This is a genomic window from Bounagaea algeriensis, from assembly GCF_054491375.1.
In genome coordinates this window covers 3,667,520-3,684,501 of record NZ_CM137102.1, presented here as the reverse complement: position 1 = coordinate 3,684,501, position 16,982 = coordinate 3,667,520, and the positions used below count along the sequence as shown (strand labels likewise).

14 protein-coding genes are annotated in these 16,982 nt (G+C 72.0%); 12 read left to right on the top strand and 2 right to left on the bottom strand.

The window, feature by feature from the left end:
* Window positions 1–105: 105 nt before the first annotated feature.
* From argS to prmC, 9 genes are all read left to right on the top strand, one after another.
* On the top strand, window positions 106–1,767 hold the full coding sequence (gene argS / locus ACVGV2_RS16785; RefSeq protein WP_459163312.1) for an arginine--tRNA ligase: 1,662 nt from the start codon (window positions 106–108) through the stop codon (window positions 1,765–1,767).
* A gap of 197 nt (window positions 1,768–1,964) precedes the next feature.
* Complete coding sequence (gene lysA / locus ACVGV2_RS16780) at window positions 1,965–3,383, top strand: diaminopimelate decarboxylase (RefSeq protein ID WP_459163311.1); 1,419 nt, start codon at window positions 1,965–1,967, stop codon at window positions 3,381–3,383.
* Window positions 3,384–4,688, top strand: a complete 1,305-nt coding sequence (locus ACVGV2_RS16775) for a homoserine dehydrogenase (RefSeq protein ID WP_459163310.1) — start codon at window positions 3,384–3,386, stop codon at window positions 4,686–4,688.
* Window positions 4,685–5,788 carry a threonine synthase gene (gene thrC, locus ACVGV2_RS16770; RefSeq protein ID WP_459163309.1) on the top strand — a complete coding sequence of 368 codons (1,104 nt, stop codon included), beginning with the start codon at window positions 4,685–4,687 and terminating at the stop codon, window positions 5,786–5,788. The genes ACVGV2_RS16775 and thrC overlap by 4 nt, the downstream gene beginning before the upstream one ends.
* Entirely contained in the window at window positions 5,785–6,717 is a 933-nt protein-coding gene (gene thrB, locus ACVGV2_RS16765; protein ID WP_459163308.1) for a homoserine kinase, read from the top strand. The genes thrC and thrB overlap by 4 nt, the downstream gene beginning before the upstream one ends.
* Window positions 6,718–7,853: 1,136 nt before the next feature.
* Window positions 7,854–9,764 (top strand): transcription termination factor Rho, encoded by a 1,911-nt coding sequence (rho, locus tag ACVGV2_RS16760; protein WP_459163307.1) that lies wholly within the window; start codon window positions 7,854–7,856, stop codon window positions 9,762–9,764.
* A 329-nt stretch (window positions 9,765–10,093) separates the two neighbouring features.
* Window positions 10,094–10,324, top strand: coding sequence for a 50S ribosomal protein L31 (gene rpmE / locus ACVGV2_RS16755; protein ID WP_459163306.1), 231 nt, complete (start codon window positions 10,094–10,096; stop codon window positions 10,322–10,324).
* A gap of 99 nt (window positions 10,325–10,423) precedes the next feature.
* Window positions 10,424–11,497, top strand: a complete 1,074-nt coding sequence (gene prfA, locus ACVGV2_RS16750) for a peptide chain release factor 1 (protein WP_459163305.1) — start codon at window positions 10,424–10,426, stop codon at window positions 11,495–11,497.
* Between the two features lie 18 nt (window positions 11,498–11,515).
* The gene (prmC, locus tag ACVGV2_RS16745) at window positions 11,516–12,385 is read left to right on the top strand and encodes a peptide chain release factor N(5)-glutamine methyltransferase (protein ID WP_459163304.1); all 870 of its coding nucleotides are present in this window, start codon (window positions 11,516–11,518) and stop codon (window positions 12,383–12,385) included.
* 38 nt (window positions 12,386–12,423) lie between these two features.
* Here prmC and ACVGV2_RS16740 read toward each other — a convergent pair whose 3' ends face one another.
* Both ACVGV2_RS16740 and ACVGV2_RS16735 read right to left on the bottom strand, forming a co-directional pair.
* Window positions 12,424–13,014: an STM3941 family protein gene (locus ACVGV2_RS16740; RefSeq protein ID WP_459163303.1), complete on the bottom strand. Its 591-nt coding sequence runs from the start codon at window positions 13,012–13,014 to the stop codon at window positions 12,424–12,426.
* A 215-nt stretch (window positions 13,015–13,229) separates the two neighbouring features.
* On the bottom strand, window positions 13,230–14,096 hold the full coding sequence (locus ACVGV2_RS16735; RefSeq protein ID WP_459163302.1) for an alpha/beta fold hydrolase: 867 nt from the start codon (window positions 14,094–14,096) through the stop codon (window positions 13,230–13,232).
* A gap of 158 nt (window positions 14,097–14,254) precedes the next feature.
* Here ACVGV2_RS16735 and ACVGV2_RS16730 point away from each other — a divergent pair, with 158 nt between their 5' ends.
* The 3 genes from ACVGV2_RS16730 to ACVGV2_RS16720 all read left to right on the top strand — a co-directional run bounded on the left by ACVGV2_RS16730 (window position 14,255) and on the right by ACVGV2_RS16720 (window position 16,766).
* Window positions 14,255–14,905 (top strand): L-threonylcarbamoyladenylate synthase, encoded by a 651-nt coding sequence (locus tag ACVGV2_RS16730; protein ID WP_459163301.1) that lies wholly within the window; start codon window positions 14,255–14,257, stop codon window positions 14,903–14,905.
* A gap of 218 nt (window positions 14,906–15,123) precedes the next feature.
* Window positions 15,124–16,293, top strand: a complete 1,170-nt coding sequence (locus ACVGV2_RS16725) for a glycosyltransferase family 4 protein (protein ID WP_459163300.1) — start codon at window positions 15,124–15,126, stop codon at window positions 16,291–16,293.
* A gap of 74 nt (window positions 16,294–16,367) precedes the next feature.
* A complete protein-coding gene (locus ACVGV2_RS16720) occupies window positions 16,368–16,766 on the top strand; it encodes a hypothetical protein (RefSeq protein WP_459163299.1) in 399 nt (132 codons plus the stop codon).
* Window positions 16,767–16,982: the final 216 nt, after the last annotated feature.

The following is a 16,982-nucleotide window of genomic DNA, read 5'->3' as shown; positions in this document are numbered from 1 at the left end:
GATCCGCGCAGTGAACCGTGCAGCGGGTTCGCACGCCGGGAAACCGGAGCTGCTCGCCCCAACCCGTTCGCCCAGCAGCGCGGACGCTTCCCTAGACTGCACAGGGTGACTCCCGCTGCGCTTGCTGAACTCGTCCGGAAGACCGCTGTCGACGTGCTCTCCGCCCGCGGACTCGACACGTCCGCGCTGCCCGAGTCGGTGACCGTCGAGCGGCCCCGCAACCCGGAGCACGGCGACTACGCGACCAACCTGGCCATGCAGGTCGCCAAGAAGGTCGGAACGCAGCCCCGCGAACTCGCCGGCTGGCTGGCCGAGGCGCTCGGCGAGCTCGACGCGATCGACACCGCCGAGGTCGCCGGACCGGGCTTTCTCAACCTGCGCCTGGCCGCGGACGCGCAGGCGCAGATCGTGCGCGACGCGCTGGCCGCCGGTGCGGAGTACGGCCGCGGCGAGGCCTACGGCGACCGCCGGATCAACCTGGAGTTCGTCTCCGCCAACCCGACCGGACCGATCCACCTGGGCGGTACGCGCTGGGCCGCGGTCGGCGACGCGCTCGGCCGCATCATGCGAGCCCAGGGCGCGGACATCACCCGCGAGTACTACTTCAACGACGCCGGGGCGCAGATCGACCGCTTCGTGCGCTCGCTCGTCGCCGCCGCCCGCGGTGCGGAGCCGCCGGAGGACGGCTACGGCGGCTCCTACGTCACCGACATCGCCACCGCCGTGGTGCGCCAGCAGCCGGACGTGCTGCAGCGTCCCGAGCAGGAGCGCGACGAGACGTTCCGCAGCGTCGGCGTCGGGATCATGTTCGACGAGATCAAGCGCAGCCTGCACGAGTTCGGCACCGACTTCGACGTGTTCTTCCACGAGGACTCGCTGCACACCTCCGGTGCGGTGACCGAAGCGGTGGAGAAGCTGAAGGGCTCCGGCGACGTCTACTTCGCCGACGGCGCCTGGTGGCTGAAGTCGAGCGAGTTCGGCGACGACAAGGACCGGGTGCTGATCAAGAGCGACGGCGCCCCGGCCTACATCGCCGGCGACCTGGCCTACCTGCGGGACAAGCGCAGCCGCGGGTTCGACCTGTGCCTGTACATGCTCGGGGCCGACCACCACGGCTACATCTCGCGGTTGAAGGCCGCGGCGGCCGCGTTCGGCGACGACCCCGAGGTGGTCGAAGTCCTCATCGGACAGATGGTGAACCTGGTGCGCGAGGGCCAGCCGGTGCGGATGAGCAAGCGCGCCGGCACGGTCGTCACGCTCGAGGACCTCGTGGAGGCGGTCGGCGTGGACGCGGCCCGCTACTCCCTGATCCGGTCCTCGGTGGACACGGCGGTGGACATCGACCTCGACCTGATCAGCCGCCGCACCAGCGACAACCCCGTGTTCTACGTGCAGTACGCGCACGCCCGGTTGTCCTCGCTGCAGCGCAACGCCGCGAACCTGGGCATCGGGCGGGGAGCGGTGGCCGAGGCCGACCTGTCCCTGCTCACGCACGACCGCGAGGGCGACCTCATCCGCACCATCGGCGAGTTCCCGCGCGTGGTGCACGCGGCCGCCGAACTGCGCGAGCCGCACAGGGTCGCGCGCTACATGGAGGACCTCGCCGGGGCCTACCACCGCTTCTACGACGCCTGCCGGGTGCTGCAACCCGGCGACGACGAGACCGGTCCGCTGACCGTGGCGCGCCTGCACCTGTGCGAGGCGGCGCGGCAGGTGCTCGCCAACGGCCTGGCGCTGCTCGGGGTGAGCGCCCCGGAGCAGATGTGACGCCGGGTGCCCGGCCGGGCACGCGCGCCGGCCGGGCACCGCCCCGAGCGGCGCGGGCGGGACCGAGCACGTGGTCGCGACCGGGCACGCCCGCGCAGCGGACCGCGGCCGCGCCGAGCGCCAGCAGACACGACCGGACCCGGTGACCGGGTGGCACGCGCCGCCCGGTCGCGCGGGCCAGCCCGAAGGAGCCGCCCATGCGTGCCCACCCCGCCGGACCCCGGCACGCCGACGTCGTGCCCGGCGGCACGACCGCCGGTCCCGCGCCGGGGTCCGAAGCCGAACTGGACCAGCTGCACCCCCGCGTGTGGCCGCGGAGCTGCGCCCGCGGCGACGACGGGGTGGTGCGCTTCGCCGGTGCCGACGTCCGCGACCTCGCCGAACGGTTCGGCACCCCGGCGTTCCTGCTCGACGAGGACGACTTCCGCGCCCGCTGCCGCGACTACGCCACCGCGTTCGGCGACCCGACCGCCGTGCACTACGCGGCCAAGGCGTTCCTGTGCACCGAGGTGGCCCGCTGGGTCGCCGAGGAGGGGCTGAGCATCGACGTGTGCAGCGGTCCCGAGCTCGGCGTGGCGCTGCGCGCGGAGTTCCCGCCCGAGCGCATCACCTTCCACGGCAACAACAAGTCGCCCGCCGAACTGGCCAGGGCCGTCGAGGCCGGCGTCGGCACCGTGGTGCTGGACTCGTTCCACGAGATCGCGCGCCTGCAGCAGATCGCCGCCGAACACGGCGTGCGCCAGTGCGTGATGGTGCGGGTGACCGTCGGCGTCGAGGCGCACACGCACGAGTTCATCGCCACCGCGCACGAGGACCAGAAGTTCGGCTTCTCGCTCAGCGGCGGGGCCGCGCACGAGGCGATCACCCGCGTGCTGCAAGCGGACTCGCTCGAGCTGTCCGGTTTGCACAGCCACATCGGATCGCAGATCTTCGACAGCGACGGGTTCGAGCTCGCCGCGCACCGGGTGATCCGCCTGCTGGCCGAGGCCCGCGACGAGCACGGCGAGGCGGCGTTGGCGACGGTGTCCACCGTGGATCTCGGTGGCGGGTTGGGCATCGCCTACACCGCCGAGGACGACCCGCCGAGCCCGGCCGAACTGGCGCGCAGCTTCCGCGAGGCCGTGGCGAAGGAGAGCGCCGACGCCGGGTTGGCGGTCCCGCACATCGCCGTGGAACCGGGACGGGCGATCGTCGGCCCGAGCATGGTCACGCTGTACGAGGCCGGCACGATCAAGGACGTCGACCTCGGCCAGGGGGCGTCCCGGCGCTACGTCAGCGTCGACGGCGGGATGAGCGACAATGTCCGCACCGCGCTGTACGACGCGACCTACGACTGCCGGCTGGTGTCCCGCGGCGCCGGCGGACCCCCCGTGCTGTCCCGCATCGTGGGCAAGCACTGTGAGTCCGGTGACGTCGTGGTGCGAGACTGCTGGCAACCGGAGGACATTGCACCGGGTGACCTGCTCGCGGTCGCGGCGACCGGTGCGTACTGCTACGTGATGGCCAGCAACTACAACCGGCTGCCGAAGCCGCCCGTGGTCGCGGTGCGCTCCGGGACCGCCCGGTTGCTGCTGCGCAGGGAGACCGAGGACGACCTTCTCCGGCTGGAGGTGTGAGTGATCGAGGACCGCAAACCGATCAAGGTCGCGCTGCTGGGGTGCGGCACCGTCGGCGCCGAGGTGCTGCGGCTGCTGCGGGACCAGCCGGAGGAGTTCGCCGCGCGAACAGGTGCGCCGATCGAGGTGGTCGGCGTCGCCGTCCGCCGGCCGCACAAGCACCCGGACGTGCCCGCGGAGCTGCTGACCACCGACGCGGAAGGGCTCGTGGACGGCGACGTGGACATCGTCGTCGAGCTCATCGGCGGCATCGAGCCCACGCGTTCGCTGCTGCTGCGCGCGCTGCACGCGGGCACCTCGGTGGTGACGGCGAACAAGGCGCTGGTGGCCGAACGGGGCCGGGAACTGCACGCCGCCGCCGACGCGTCCGGTGCCGACCTGTACTTCGAGGCGGCCGTGGCCGGGGCGATCCCGCTGCTGCGCCCCCTGCGCGAGTCGCTGGCCGGTGACCGCATCAACCGGGTGACCGGCATCGTCAACGGCACGACGAACTACATCCTCTCGGCCATGGACGCCACCGGCGCCAGCTACGCCGAGACGCTGGACGAGGCCGGCCGGCTCGGCTACGCCGAGGCGGACCCGACCGCGGACGTGGACGGCTTCGACGCGGCGGCCAAGGCCGCGATCCTCGCCTCGCTCGCCTTCCACACCCGGGTCAGCTCGGCCGAGGTGCACCGCGAGGGCATCTCGGGGGTGACCCCGGGCGACGTCGAAGCGGCGCAGGTGCTCAACCGGACGGTGAAGCTGCTGGCGATCTGCGAACGCGTCGTCGGCGACGACGGCAGCGAGGCCGTGTCCGCGCGGGTGCACCCGGCGATGATCCCGCGCAACCACCCGCTGGCCGGGGTGGGTGACGCGTTCAACGCGGTCTTCGTGGAGGCCGAGGCCGCGGGCGAGCTCATGTTCTACGGGCAGGGCGCCGGCGGCGCGCCCACCGCGAGCGCCGTGCTCGGCGACCTCGTGGCGGTCGGGCGCAACCAGGTCGTCTCCGGCCTGGGGCCGCGGGAGTCCGCCTACGCCCAGCTGTCGGTGCGGCCGATGGGCGAGACCCCGACGCGGTACCACATCAGCTTGGACGTGGCGGACAAGCCGGGTGTGCTCTCCCAGGTGGCGGCCACGTTCAACGAGCACGACGTGAGCATCTCCGTCGTGCGCCAGCAGGGCCGGGGCGAGGACGCGAGCCTCGTCGTGGTCACGCACAACGCGACCGACGCGGCCCTGCGGTCCACGGTGGACAAGGTCGCGCAGTTGCCGGTGGTGCGCGAGGTGGTCAGTGTGATGCGGGTTGAAGGTGAACGATCGTGACGTCTTACGCGGCGGACGGGTCCGCGGCTGCGAGCCCGGGCAGCGTGCCCGGCTGGCCGGGGGTGATCGAGGCGTACCGGCACCGGGTCGCGATCCCGGAGCACGCCGAAGCGGTGACCCTGCGCGAGGGCGGCACGCCGCTCGTGCCCGCCGGGCACCTGTCGGCGCTGACCGGCTGCGACGTGTACCTCAAGGTGGAGGGCGCCAACCCCACCGGGTCGTTCAAGGACCGCGGCATGGCCGTGGCCATCACGCAGGCCCGCGCGACCGGCAGCCAGGCGGTGCTGTGCGCCTCCACCGGCAACACCTCGGCCTCCGCCTCGGCCTACGCGGCGCGGGCCGGGCTGACCTCGGCCGTGCTCGTGCCGCAGGGCAAGATCGCCATGGGCAAGCTGGCCCAGGCCGTGGCGCACGGCGCGAAGATCCTGCAGGTGCAGGGCAACTTCGACGACTGCTTGGAACTGGCGCGCAAGACCACCGCCGAACACCCGGTCACCCTCGTGAACTCGGTGAACCCGGCGCGGCTGGAGGGCCAGAAGACCGCCGCTTTCGAGGTCTGCGACGTGCTCGGCCGCGCCCCGGACGTGCACTGCCTGCCCGTGGGCAACGCGGGCAACATCACTGCCTACTGGAACGGTTACGCCGAGTACGCCCAGGACGGGGTGACCGGCGGTGCCCCGCGCATGTTCGGGTTCCAGGCCGCCGGGGCCGCACCGATCGTGACGGGCGCGCCGGTGACCGAGCCGGAGACCGTCGCCACGGCGATCCGGGTGGGCAATCCGGCGTCCTGGCAGCACGCGGTGAGCGCCTGCGGCGCCTCGGACGGGTTGTTCTCCGCGGTCACCGACGAGCAGATCCTGTCGGCCTACCGGTTGCTGTCGTCGAAGGAAGGCGTGTTCGTCGAACCCGCCTCGGCCTCCAGCATCGCCGGGTTGCTGGCCACGTCCGAGGACGGCCGGCTGCCGAGCGGGGCGACCGTGGTCTGCACGGTGACCGGGCACGGCCTCAAGGACCCGGACACGGCGCTGTCCGGGATGGTGGAAGTGGAGCCGCTGCCGGTGGACCCGTCCGCCGTGGCGACCGCCCTGGAGCTGACATGAGCGAACCGCAGCAGGTGCGGGCGGACGAGCTGCCCGTGCCCGCGGTGCAGGTGACCGTTCCCGGCTCCGCGGCGAACCTCGGGGCGGGTTTCGACGCGCTGGGGCTGGCGCTGGGCCTGTACGACACGGTGCACGTGCGCCAGGTCGACGGGCGGCCGGGGTCGGCCGCGGTCACCGTGGAGGGCGCCGGCGCCGGCGAGGTGCCCGCGGACGAGCGGCACCTGGTCGTGCGGGTGCTGCACGACACGCTGGCGGAGTTCGAGGTGACCCCGCCCGCGTTGGAACTGACCTGCCGCAACGCCGTTCCGCACTCCCGCGGGCTGGGATCCTCGGCGGCGGCGATCGTCGCCGGGGTCGCCGCGGCCCGCGCCCTGACCGGGCGCACCGAGTGGGACGCCGACAGCCGGGCCGAGGCGTTGCAGCTGGCCGCGGGCCGGGAGGGGCATGCGGACAACGCGGCGGCGAGCCTGCACGGCGGTTTCGTCATCGCCTGGAGCGAACAGGGCCGCTACCGCGCGGTCGCGCGGGCTCCGCACGACGCGCTCTCGCCGGTGGCGCTGGTGCCGGAGGAGGAGTCGTCCACGCACCGCGCGCGCGGGCTGCTGCCCGAGCACATCCCGCACGGCGACGGGGTGTTCACCGCCAGCCGGGCCGCGCTGGCGGTGCACGCGTTCACCGCGGAGCCGGAGCTGCTGCTGCCGGCGACGCAGGACCGGCTGCACCAGGACTACCGGGAGAGCGCCTGGCCCGGCACGATCGCGCTCGTGCGCGAGCTGCGCGCGCGGAACGTGCCCGCGGCGGTGTCCGGGGCGGGGCCGACGGTGCTGGCGTTGCCGCCGGAGGGGGACCTCGGCATGGTCCCCGAGGGCTTCGCGGTGCTGCCGCTGCCGGTGGACCGGCACGGGGTGCGGGTGCACCCCGTGCAGTGATCCCGGTGCTCGCCTCCGCGGAGTCGGGTCCGGGCTCGGCCGGCGCGCTCGGAATAGCGGCGGGCGCAGCGGTGTTGTGCGGGGCGAGCGGTGGACCGCGCGGTGGAGCCCGCGCGGCCTGCGCCCACTCGTGACCCGCCCGGCGGGTTCGACGGTGTGCCGGGTGCAGGCCCGGCGCGTGCTGCTGCGGCGGACCGGTGGTCCGCGGCGGTCCCCGTTGCGTGGAAAATCCGCCCCAGGAGGTTCGGCTGCCGCGCTCGAATGGTACAAAGGAAGTGTCGCCGCGGGATGCGGTGGCATTCGATCCGCTGGACGTCGTGCACCTCGGGTGCCGGGCGAACGGCGGCGTACCGGTTTCCATTCCGAACAGGCGTCGGACGGGCGGTGTTCGGGCCGGTGACACGTTCAGCGCAGTGATCGAAGCGGGGCGCGCGATGCGCCCTGGGGGTTGTTGCACCTGAATCACAGGGCGTCTACCCTCAAGGTCAATCAGTCACCGCGCGCAGGGCGCCGGTGTTGTATCCGGGGTTTTCCCGGGACGCATCCTTCGCTGTGTATTGACCTCACCCGTCCGTCGCGGGTGAAGATCAAGTTGGCGAACCCGCTGGCGGTGACCGAGGCAGGAGTCGTCGACTCAATGCACCGGGGCGACCGGCCGTCGACGTGACACACGGCCGACCGCGAAACCCTCCGCGCACAGGGCCTTTCGGCGCGGGTGCGCGGAAGCGGGACACGTGCCGGCGTGTTCCCGGAGCTCGGGCGGACCGTTCGCGACAGCGGGGACGGTGCGGATCCGAGGCAGGCCGAGTCGGCGTTTCCTGGTAGTGGCGGCAGGGCGTGCATCGGCGAGTGCGGATCGGAGTGGATGCAACGCACGTGGACCACGATTCGGGCGCGGCGGCGTGGCGAACGGGTTCCACGACCTGGCATTGGTTGAGTCACGCGAGCCGGGGACTTCTCCCTGCCCGGTGCTGCTGGTTCCCCGAGCTACCCACGGCACGGGCCGTGGCGCGTACACGCACGGGACCCGACCGGCATCCGGACTGGTAGCACACATCGGTCGCCCGCGGAACGGACTGCGGGCGGGCAATCCGCTGGGCTGGGCGAGACGCACGGCCCGGTCAGGAAGGATATTCGTGAGCGACACCGAATTGTTGAGCAGCGAGGCAGCCAACGGCAGCGCAGCGGCTGACCAGCAGGACTCAGGACGGTCGTCCACCTCGAACGGGTCGGCCAGCGGCACCACGCGCCGGCGCGGTGGTCTGTCCGGCATGGTCCTGCCGGAGCTGCGCGAGCTCGCCCGTGAACTGGGGATCGAGACCAAGGGGCTGCGCAAGGGCGACCTGATCGCGGCCATCAGGGAACGTCAGGCCGGCAACTCGAAGGAGGCCGCTGGCTCCGCTTCCGGCAACGACGAGCAGCGTTCCCGGGACGACCGCAAGCCCCGGGGGGCGAAGGGCGACAACGCCGCCGGTTCCGAAGTGGACTCCTCCGGCAGCACCGAGGCGAGCGGCTCCACGTCGAGCTCGGCCAAGGCGCACCAGCCGGCGCTCGACGAGCAGGAATCGACGTCCGGCAAGCGCGGCGGCAATGCGGAGCAGGCGCCGAACAACGGCAATCAGCAGGGCGGTCGGAACCGTCCGCGCCGGCAGGACTTCGACTCCGACGACAACCGGCGTGGCGGACGGCGGCGCCGCCAGTCCGGTGGCCGCGGCGGTGGCAACGGCGGCGGGAACCACCAGCAGGACGAGGACCGCGCCGCCGAGAAGACCGAGCAGAAGCAGCGTTCGGAGCAGCACGACTCGGACGACGACGGCAACCGCAACCGGCGGGGCCGCCGCTACCGGGACCGCCGGCGCAACCGCGGACGCGGTGAAGGCGGTGGCGAACCGGACGTCCGCGAGGACGACGTGCTGCTGCCCGTGGCCGGCATCCTCGACGTGCTGGACAACTACGCCTTCGTGCGCACCTCCGGTTACCTCGCCGGTCCGAACGACGTTTACGTTTCCCTGTCGCTGGTGCGCAAGTACGGGCTGCGGCGCGGGGACGCCATCCAGGGCGTGATCCGCCAGCCGCGCGAGGGCGAGCAGCAGCGGCAGAAGTTCAACCCGCTGGTGCGGGTGGACGCCGTCAACGGCCTGGACACCGACTCCGCCAAGAAGCGGGCCGAGTTCCACAAGCTCACCCCGCTGTACCCGAACGAGCGGCTGCGGTTGGAGGACGACCCGCAGCACCTCACCGGGCGGATCATCGACCTGGTGATGCCGGTCGGCAAGGGGCAGCGCGCGCTCATCGTGTCGCCGCCGAAGGCGGGCAAGACGATGGTGCTGCAGTCGATCGCCAACGCGATCACCGCGAACAACCCCGAGTGCCACCTCATGGTCGTGCTCGCGGACGAGCGGCCGGAAGAGGTCACCGACATGCAGCGGTCGGTGAACGGCGAGGTCATCGCCTCCACGTTCGACCGCCCGCCGGCGGACCACACCACGGTCGCCGAGCTGTCGATCGAACGCGCCAAGCGGCTCGTCGAGATGGGGCACGACGTGGTGGTGCTGCTGGACTCCATCACGCGTCTGGGCCGGGCTTACAACCTGGCCGCGCCCGCCTCCGGACGCATCCTCTCCGGCGGTGTGGACTCGACCGCGCTGTACCCGCCGAAGCGCTTCCTCGGTGCTGCGCGCAACATCGAGGGCGGCGGGTCGCTGACGATCATGGCCACCGCGCTGGTGGAGACCGGGTCCACGATGGACACCGTCATCTTCGAGGAGTTCAAGGGCACCGGCAACGCCGAGCTCAAGCTCGACCGCAAGCTGGCCGACAAGCGGCTGTTCCCCGCGGTCGACGTGGACGCCTCCAGCACCCGCAAGGACGAGATCCTGCTGTCGCCGGACGAGCTGGCCGTCACGCACAAGCTGCGGCGCGTGCTCGCGGCGCTGGACACCCAGCAGGCCCTGGAACTGGTCCTGGACAAGCTGCGCAAGACGAACACGAACATCGAGTTCCTCATGCAGGTCGCCAAGAACACTCCGGGCAAGGACGAGGAGTGAGGATCACCCGTGCGGCGGGGCGCTCGCCGCACGGGTGAACCCCCGCCGCGCACCGCTGCCGGTGCGCCGCTGTCGGTGCGCTGCTGTCGTGCGCTGCGTCGGCAGGTCGTCGGCGTTTCGGACGGGGCCGCTCGGGGAAATCCCGGCAGGCGGGACGTCCTGCCCGGCGCCGGGCGCGGCCCCAGCTCCGGGAATAGCCCGGAGACCCCCTCCGTTCCAGGTCACAGGCCTTGGTCTGGCACAATCCAAGGTTGGTTCACCGCGCCGGTTCACCTCCGCGGGCAAGGCCATCCCCGGGGGACCCGGCGGCGTCAAGGAAGGACAAGGCTTTGAAGAGCGGAATCCACCCGGAGTACGGGGCCACCGAGGTGACCTGCAACTGCGGCAACGCTTTCACCACGCGCAGCACGAGCAGCAGCGGCAAGATCCACGTCGAGATCTGCTCCAACTGCCACCCGTTCTACACGGGCAAGCAGAAGATCCTCGACACCGGCGGTCGCGTCGCCCGGTTCGAGGCCCGTTACGGACGTCGTCCGCAGAACGCCCGGAGCAAGAAGTAGCCATCCGCACGGCGCCCGCTCCCGCTGCATCCGCGGTGAGCGGGCGCCGTTGCTGCGTCCGGGTCGGGTCCGCATCGTTCGGGAAGAAGGTCGTCGCCAGTGGAAACGTCGAAGGTCGATGAGCTGCTGGCCGAGTACGCCGAGCTGGAGCAGCGGCTGGCCGACCCGAACGTGCACGCCGACCAGTCCGCGGCCCGCAAGTTGGGCCGCCGCTACAACCAGCTGAAACCCGTCGTGAACACCGCGCGGGAACTGGACCGGGTGCGGTCCGACTGGGCGACGGCCAAGGAGCTGGCCGGCGAGGACAGCGGCTTCGCCGCGGAAGCCACCCGGCTGGAGCAGCGCGTCGGCGAGCTCGACGAGCAGCTCACCGAGCTGCTGCTGCCGCGCGACCCGTACGACACTTCCGACGTGCTCGTGGAGATCAAGGCCGGTGCGGGCGGCGAGGAAGCCGCGCTGTTCGCCGGGGACCTGTTGCGCATGTACTTGCGGTTCGCCGAGCGGCGGGGTTGGCATGCCGAGGTGCTCGGCGCCACCGAATCCGAACTCGGCGGGCACAAGGACGTCACCGTGGCGGTCAAGGATCGCGCGGCCGACCCCGGCCCGGACGGCGTGTGGTCCCGCATGAAGTTCGAGGGCGGGGTGCACCGCGTGCAGCGCGTGCCCGTCACCGAGTCGCAGGGCCGCGTGCACACCTCCGCGGCCGGCGTGTTCGTCTTCCCCGAACCCGAGGAAGTCGAGGTGGAGGTCGACGAGCAGGACCTGCGCATCGACGTGTTCCGCTCCTCCGGGCCGGGTGGGCAGAGCGTGAACACCACGGAGTCGGCGGTGCGCATCACCCACCTGCCGACCGGTGTCGTCGTCGCCTGCCAGAACGAGAAGTCGCAGCTGCAGAACAAGATGCGCGCGATGCAGGTCCTGCGGGCCCGGCTGCAGGCCATGGCCGAGGAGGAGAAGGAGCGCGAGGCGGCCGAGACGCGTCGCAACCAGGTGCGCACCGTGGACCGCTCGGAGCGCATCCGCACCTACAACTTCCCGGAGAACCGCATCTCCGATCACCGCATCAACTACAAGGCCTACAACCTCGACCACGTGCTCGACGGGGAGTTGACGCCGATCATCGACGCGCTCGTGGCCGCCGACCGGCAGGCCCGGCTGGCCGTCGAGACCTGACCGGCAGCGGGAAGTCGCGTGTCACCGCAGCCGCTGCGCACCGTCCTCACCGAGGTCACCGGTGTGCTCGCCGAGGCCGGAGTGCCCACACCGCGGGTGGACGCGGAACTGCTGGCCGCGCACGTGCTCGGGGTGCAGCGCGGGCGCCTGCTGCTCGTGCGCGAGCTCGACGCGGCCACCGCCGAGCGCCTGCGCGGGCTGGCGCGGCAGCGGGCCCGGCGCGTTCCCCTGCAGCACGTCATCGGTTCGGCAGCGCTGGGGCGCGTCGAACTGCGCGTGGGAGCCGGGGTGTTCGTGCCGCGCCCGGAGACCGAGCTGCTGCTGAGCTGGGGCTTGTCGCTGGTGGAACCGCTGCGCTCGCCCGTGGTGGTGGACCTGTGCACCGGGTCGGGTGCGCTCGCCCTGGCGTTCGCGCACGAACGCGCCGACGCGCAGGTGCACGCGGTGGACAACGCGCCGTCGGCGCTGGACTGGGCGCGGCGCAACGCGGCGGAGCGCGTCGCAGCCGGGGACTCGCCCGTGGCCGTGCACGCGGGCGACGTGGCCGATCCCGCCGTGCTGGGGCGGTTGGACGGGGCGGTGGACCTCGTGCTGTGCAACCCGCCCTACGTGCCCGAAGGCACCGAGGTGCCCGCGGAGGTGGCCGAGCACGACCCGGCCGCGGCCGTGTTCGCCGGTGCGGACGGGCTGCGGGTGATCCGGCACGTCGCGGCGTGCGCGGCGCGGTTGCTGCGCACCGGCGGCGGGGTGGCCGTGGAGCACGACGACACGCACGGCGATGCGGTGCCGGAGCTCTTCCGCGCCGCCGGTTTCACCGCGGTCTCCGCCCGGGAGGACCTGGCGGGGCGGCCCAGGTTCGTCACGGCCCGGTGGCCGGCTGCGCAGTAGAGCGTTCCGGTGTGCCCGGGATGCCGGCGAGTCGCCGGTCACGCGCCGTTGCGATCGTCCTGCCGGCGGATCTGCTCCTCCCAGCGCGCGGTGAGGTGGGTGGTGATCTCGGATTCCACCTCGCGGGCCCGCATCGGCAGCATCATGGCCGGGATGTTGACGGGTGTGGCCATCATCCGCGCGTTGGTGGCGAGCAGGGCCCGGCGCAGCCCGGAAGCGCGGTCGACGACTTCCTGCGTGTCGCATGCGGCGACCATGAGCATGCGCTGCATGCCGAAGCTGTCGACGTGCACGGCGGCGATGTTCTCCCACGGGATCGTTCCGGCAGCAGCCATCGAAGCGTGGTCGTGGATCCCGATGGCGTCCACGATGAGCACGGGGGTGCGTTGGATCAGTCGGGCCAGGGCGTAGAACGTGCCGAGGCCGAAGAAGGCCGTGCCGACGACGCCGATCACACCGGCGACGGGCGAGCTCTCCGCACCGGTGACCGCACTGACCACGAGGAAGGCGCAGCCGAAGGCGAACAGGGTGGCGCCCGCGGCCAGGACGGCGATCCGGCCGCGGTGCGGGTAGAGCTCGAGGCGGTAATCCCCGTGGCCCGGAGTTCCGGTGCGGTGAACGTTGCTCATGGTGGATCTCCCCAGACATGCGCGGTTGTGCTCCGTGTGCGCTGTGCTCGTGGATGCTTATCACGCAGGCCGGCACGAGGTCGCCGTCGGTGTGTCGGCCCGGAGTCGCACCGGCCCGAACTCGGTTCCGCGCGGCCGCGAGCGCATTTCGCGAGTGGTGTGCGCAACGGGCGGGTTGATTCCGCGCGCACTCGTGCAGAAGGTTCCAGAATTGGTTAGAGATCGTTCACCAGGAATTCACTCAGAATCCGGTTGAACTCCTCCGGCCGCTCGCGGTTCGGCCAGTGGCCGGCGCCCTCGATCACGTGCAGCGGGCAATCCAGTTCCGCGGCGCATTCCCGGGCCGCTGCGACGGGGACGAACCGGTCGTGCTCGCCGTGCACGAGCATCATCGGGCACGACACGCCGCGCAGCAGCGGGAGCAGGTTCGTGCGCAGTCCGCGGAACCCGACCGCCTCGCGGTGCCAGTGGCCGACCACTCCGCGCCGGTTGCGGCATTCGGCCCGGACCTCGGCGAGCAGTGCGCGCTCGTCCTCCGGTGCCGCCGCCGGGGCGAGCAGCGTCCGCCGGAACACGCGGCGGGCCACCGGTCGGGGCGAGCGCAGGCCCCACGCCGCCAGCCTGCTGACCAGGGGAACGTGCGCGGCCGCGTAGAGCTGGAGCTGGCGCCGCCGCCGGACCTGCACGCCCAGCGGATCCACCAGCGCCAGGCGCCGCACCCGACTCGGGTTGCGCGCCGCGAAGCCCGCCGCGGTGGCCGCGCCGGAGGAGATCCCGACCAGGCCGACCGCCGCCAGCTCCCACTCGTCGAGCAGCCAGCGCAGCGTCTCCTCGAACGTGCGCTGGTTCGTCCGCCCGTACCAGGGCAGGCTGCCGCCCTGACCGGGCAGGTCCGGGGCGTGCACCTGGTGCCTGCCACCCAGCGCCGGGAGCGCGTGCCGCCAGCTGATCAGGGCGTTGTCCGGTCCGCCGCCGTGCAGCAGGACGACCGGCGAGCCGGTGTCGCCGCACCGGTAGTAGCGGACCACGCCCGCCAGGAACTCCGCGTGCGCGACCTCCACACCCGCAGGGGGACTGCTCATGGCCGAACTCTCCTCGGTTTGTGCGTCTCCGTGGGCCGGACCTCTCCGGTGCCGGGCGGCGGATCGCGGGCGCCGCCGCAGCGTCGGATGATCGTCCCGGATCACGCGGCGCCGTACCACTCGAACGCGCCGAGCGGCGGCATGTCAGGATCACTCGTGTGAGCACCGTGTACGACTGCGGTCGACCGGACAGCCGTGAGGCGGGACTGGCCGCGGCCGCGAATGCGATCCGAGCCGGTGGGCTCGTCGTCCTGCCCACCGACACGGTCTACGGCATCGGAGCTGACGCGTTCGACGAGCACGCGGTCGGTGCGCTGCTGCGGGCCAAGGGGCGTGCTCGGGACATGCCGGTCCCGGTGCTGGTCGGTTCCTGGTCGACGGTCGACGGGCTGGTGCTGTCGACGCCGCGCCGCGCGCGCACGCTCATCGAGTCGTTCTGGCCGGGCGGGCTGTCCATCGTGGTGCACCAGGCGCCGTCGCTGTCCTGGGACCTGGGCGAGACCCGCGGCACGGTGAACCTGCGCATGCCGCTGCACCCGGTGGCGCTGGACCTGCTCCGCGAGGTCGGGCCGATGGCGGTTTCGAGCGCCAACCGCAGCGGCCAGCCGCCCGCCGGGACGGCGACCGAGGCGCAGCGGCAGCTCGAGGAATCCGTGGGCGTCTACCTCGACGGCGGGGACAGCGGCGAGACCGTGCCGTCCACGATCGTCGACCTCACCCACGACCGGCCGCGCGTGCTGCGCGAGGGCGCGATCAGCTCCGCGGAGCTGTCCGAGGTGCTGGGCGAAGAGGTCGAGTCGGCCGGCTGACGCACGCCCGGCGAGCGCGGGCACGCCCGCGGTGGTCGCGCCGGCGTGCCCGCGCGCACCCGCGCAGGTCCCGTGCCGGGGTGGCCCGCGCGGGCCGATAGCGTGGCGGAGGAAAGCAACTGCGGCAGCGACGAGGAGCGTCGAGTTTGGTCACGCCGTGCACCTGGCGGATCGGCGGCCTTCCGCGGGCCGGCTCGCCCCGGAGGTGACCCGTCGGGATGGACAACAACCCCTGGGCTCCGGCCGGGCTGCCGGCGCGGGAGTACCTGCTGGTGCTGCTGACAGCGGCGGCGGTGACCTTCCTGCTGACCGGGCTGGTGCGCCTGGTGGCGAAGCGCACGGGCGCGGTGGCCCACCCGCGCAAGAGGGACGTGCACGTCGAGCCGATCCCCCGGATGGGCGGCGTCGCCATGTACGGCGGCGTGCTCGCGGCGATGTTCCTGGCCAACAACCTGCCCGCGCTCTCGCGCGGTTTCGACTACTCCAAGGACGCGCTGGCGGTGGTGCTCGCCGGCGGGCTGATCGTCCTCGTCGGCGTCCTCGACGACCGGTTCGAGCTGGACTCGCTGACGAAACTGGCCGGGCAGGTCACCTCGGCGGGGATCCTGGTGCTGCTGGGGGTGCAGTGGTTCAGCATCTGGGTCCCGTGGGGCGGGGAGGACGGCGGCTCCCCCGGTCAGCTGATGGTCCTGGGCAGCAACCAGGGGCAGCTGCTGAGCGTGCTGCTGGTCGTGGCCATGATCAACGCGATGAACTTCGTGGACGGGCTCGACGGCCTGGCCTCGGGGATCGGCCTCATCGCCGCCAGCGCCACGTGCGTGTTCTGCCTGAGCCTGCTGGAGCGGCACGACGGCGACGTCATGGCGTATCCGCCCGCGCTCATCGCCGCGACCATCGCGGGGGCGTGCCTGGGCTTCCTGCCGCACAACTTCCAGCCGGCGAAGATCTTCATGGGCGACTCCGGGTCGATGCTCATCGGCCTGATGCTGGCCACGGCGAGCACCACGGCCTCCGGGAAGATGGACTACACGGGGCCGAGCCCGACCGACAGCATCGGCCTGCTGGCGCCGCTGCTCGTGGTGGCGGCCGTGCTGTTCATCCCGCTGCTGGACCTGATCCTGGCGGTGGTGCGGCGCACCAGAGCGGGGAAGAGCCCGTTCCACGCGGATAAGATGCACCTGCACCACCGCTTGTTGGAGCTGGGGCACTCCACGCGGCGCGCGGTTCTGCTCATCTACCTGTGGGCGGCGCTGATCGCTTTCGCCGCGGTGTCGTTGACCCTGTTCAACGCGGTGGTGGTGGCCTGGGTGTTCGTCCTGGGCGTGGTGGCGGCGGCTATCATTTCGACGTTTCCGCGGATGCGCGGGCGTCGTGATCGCGAGGTGTGATGAGCGAAACAATTTCTGAATCGGCGGGGGCGTCGGATCCGGGTGCTCCGCAGCGGAATCCGCACGCGGACTCGGTGCTGCGCCTGGCCTCGGCCATGCTGCGAACCGCCTGGTTGCCCGGTCTCGTGACGGTCGCCCTCTGTGTGCTCCTGTCGTTCGTCCTGGCCGGCTGGACCGGTTCGGTCTCGGCGCTGCTCGGGGGTGTCGTGGCTTTCGGGTCCTCGCTGCTGACCCTCTGGCTGATGCGGTTCAGCGCAGGTATGAACCCGGCCGCCGTCATGGGGATGTGCCTGGGCGGTTACATCATCAAGATGCTGGTGTTGATGCTGGTCATGACGCTGCTCGGTGGTCTCGCGCTCGTGCAGCGGGAGGCGTTGGCATTCACGATGCTGGCCGCCGTCCTGGTCTGGGCCGGGGCCGAGATTGTTGCATTCCGCAAAACCCCGATTCCGACTATCATCCCCGCGGAGTAAACGCCGGACGCTCCGAGGTCGTGGTCGACCAGTTCGTTGGTCTGCGTTACCCGTTGGTATGGTTTCGCCCGAACGCGCTCTCGGTGCTACAGCGCCGGGTTTACGAGCATGTGAACTCCTGCGGCTGGCCGGAGAGCGGGGTCTGGCACGTACCTGGACAGGCGTCAGGTACGTTAAGTGCAAAACGTGACGATTCCCCCGGGTGAGTGTCCTCGA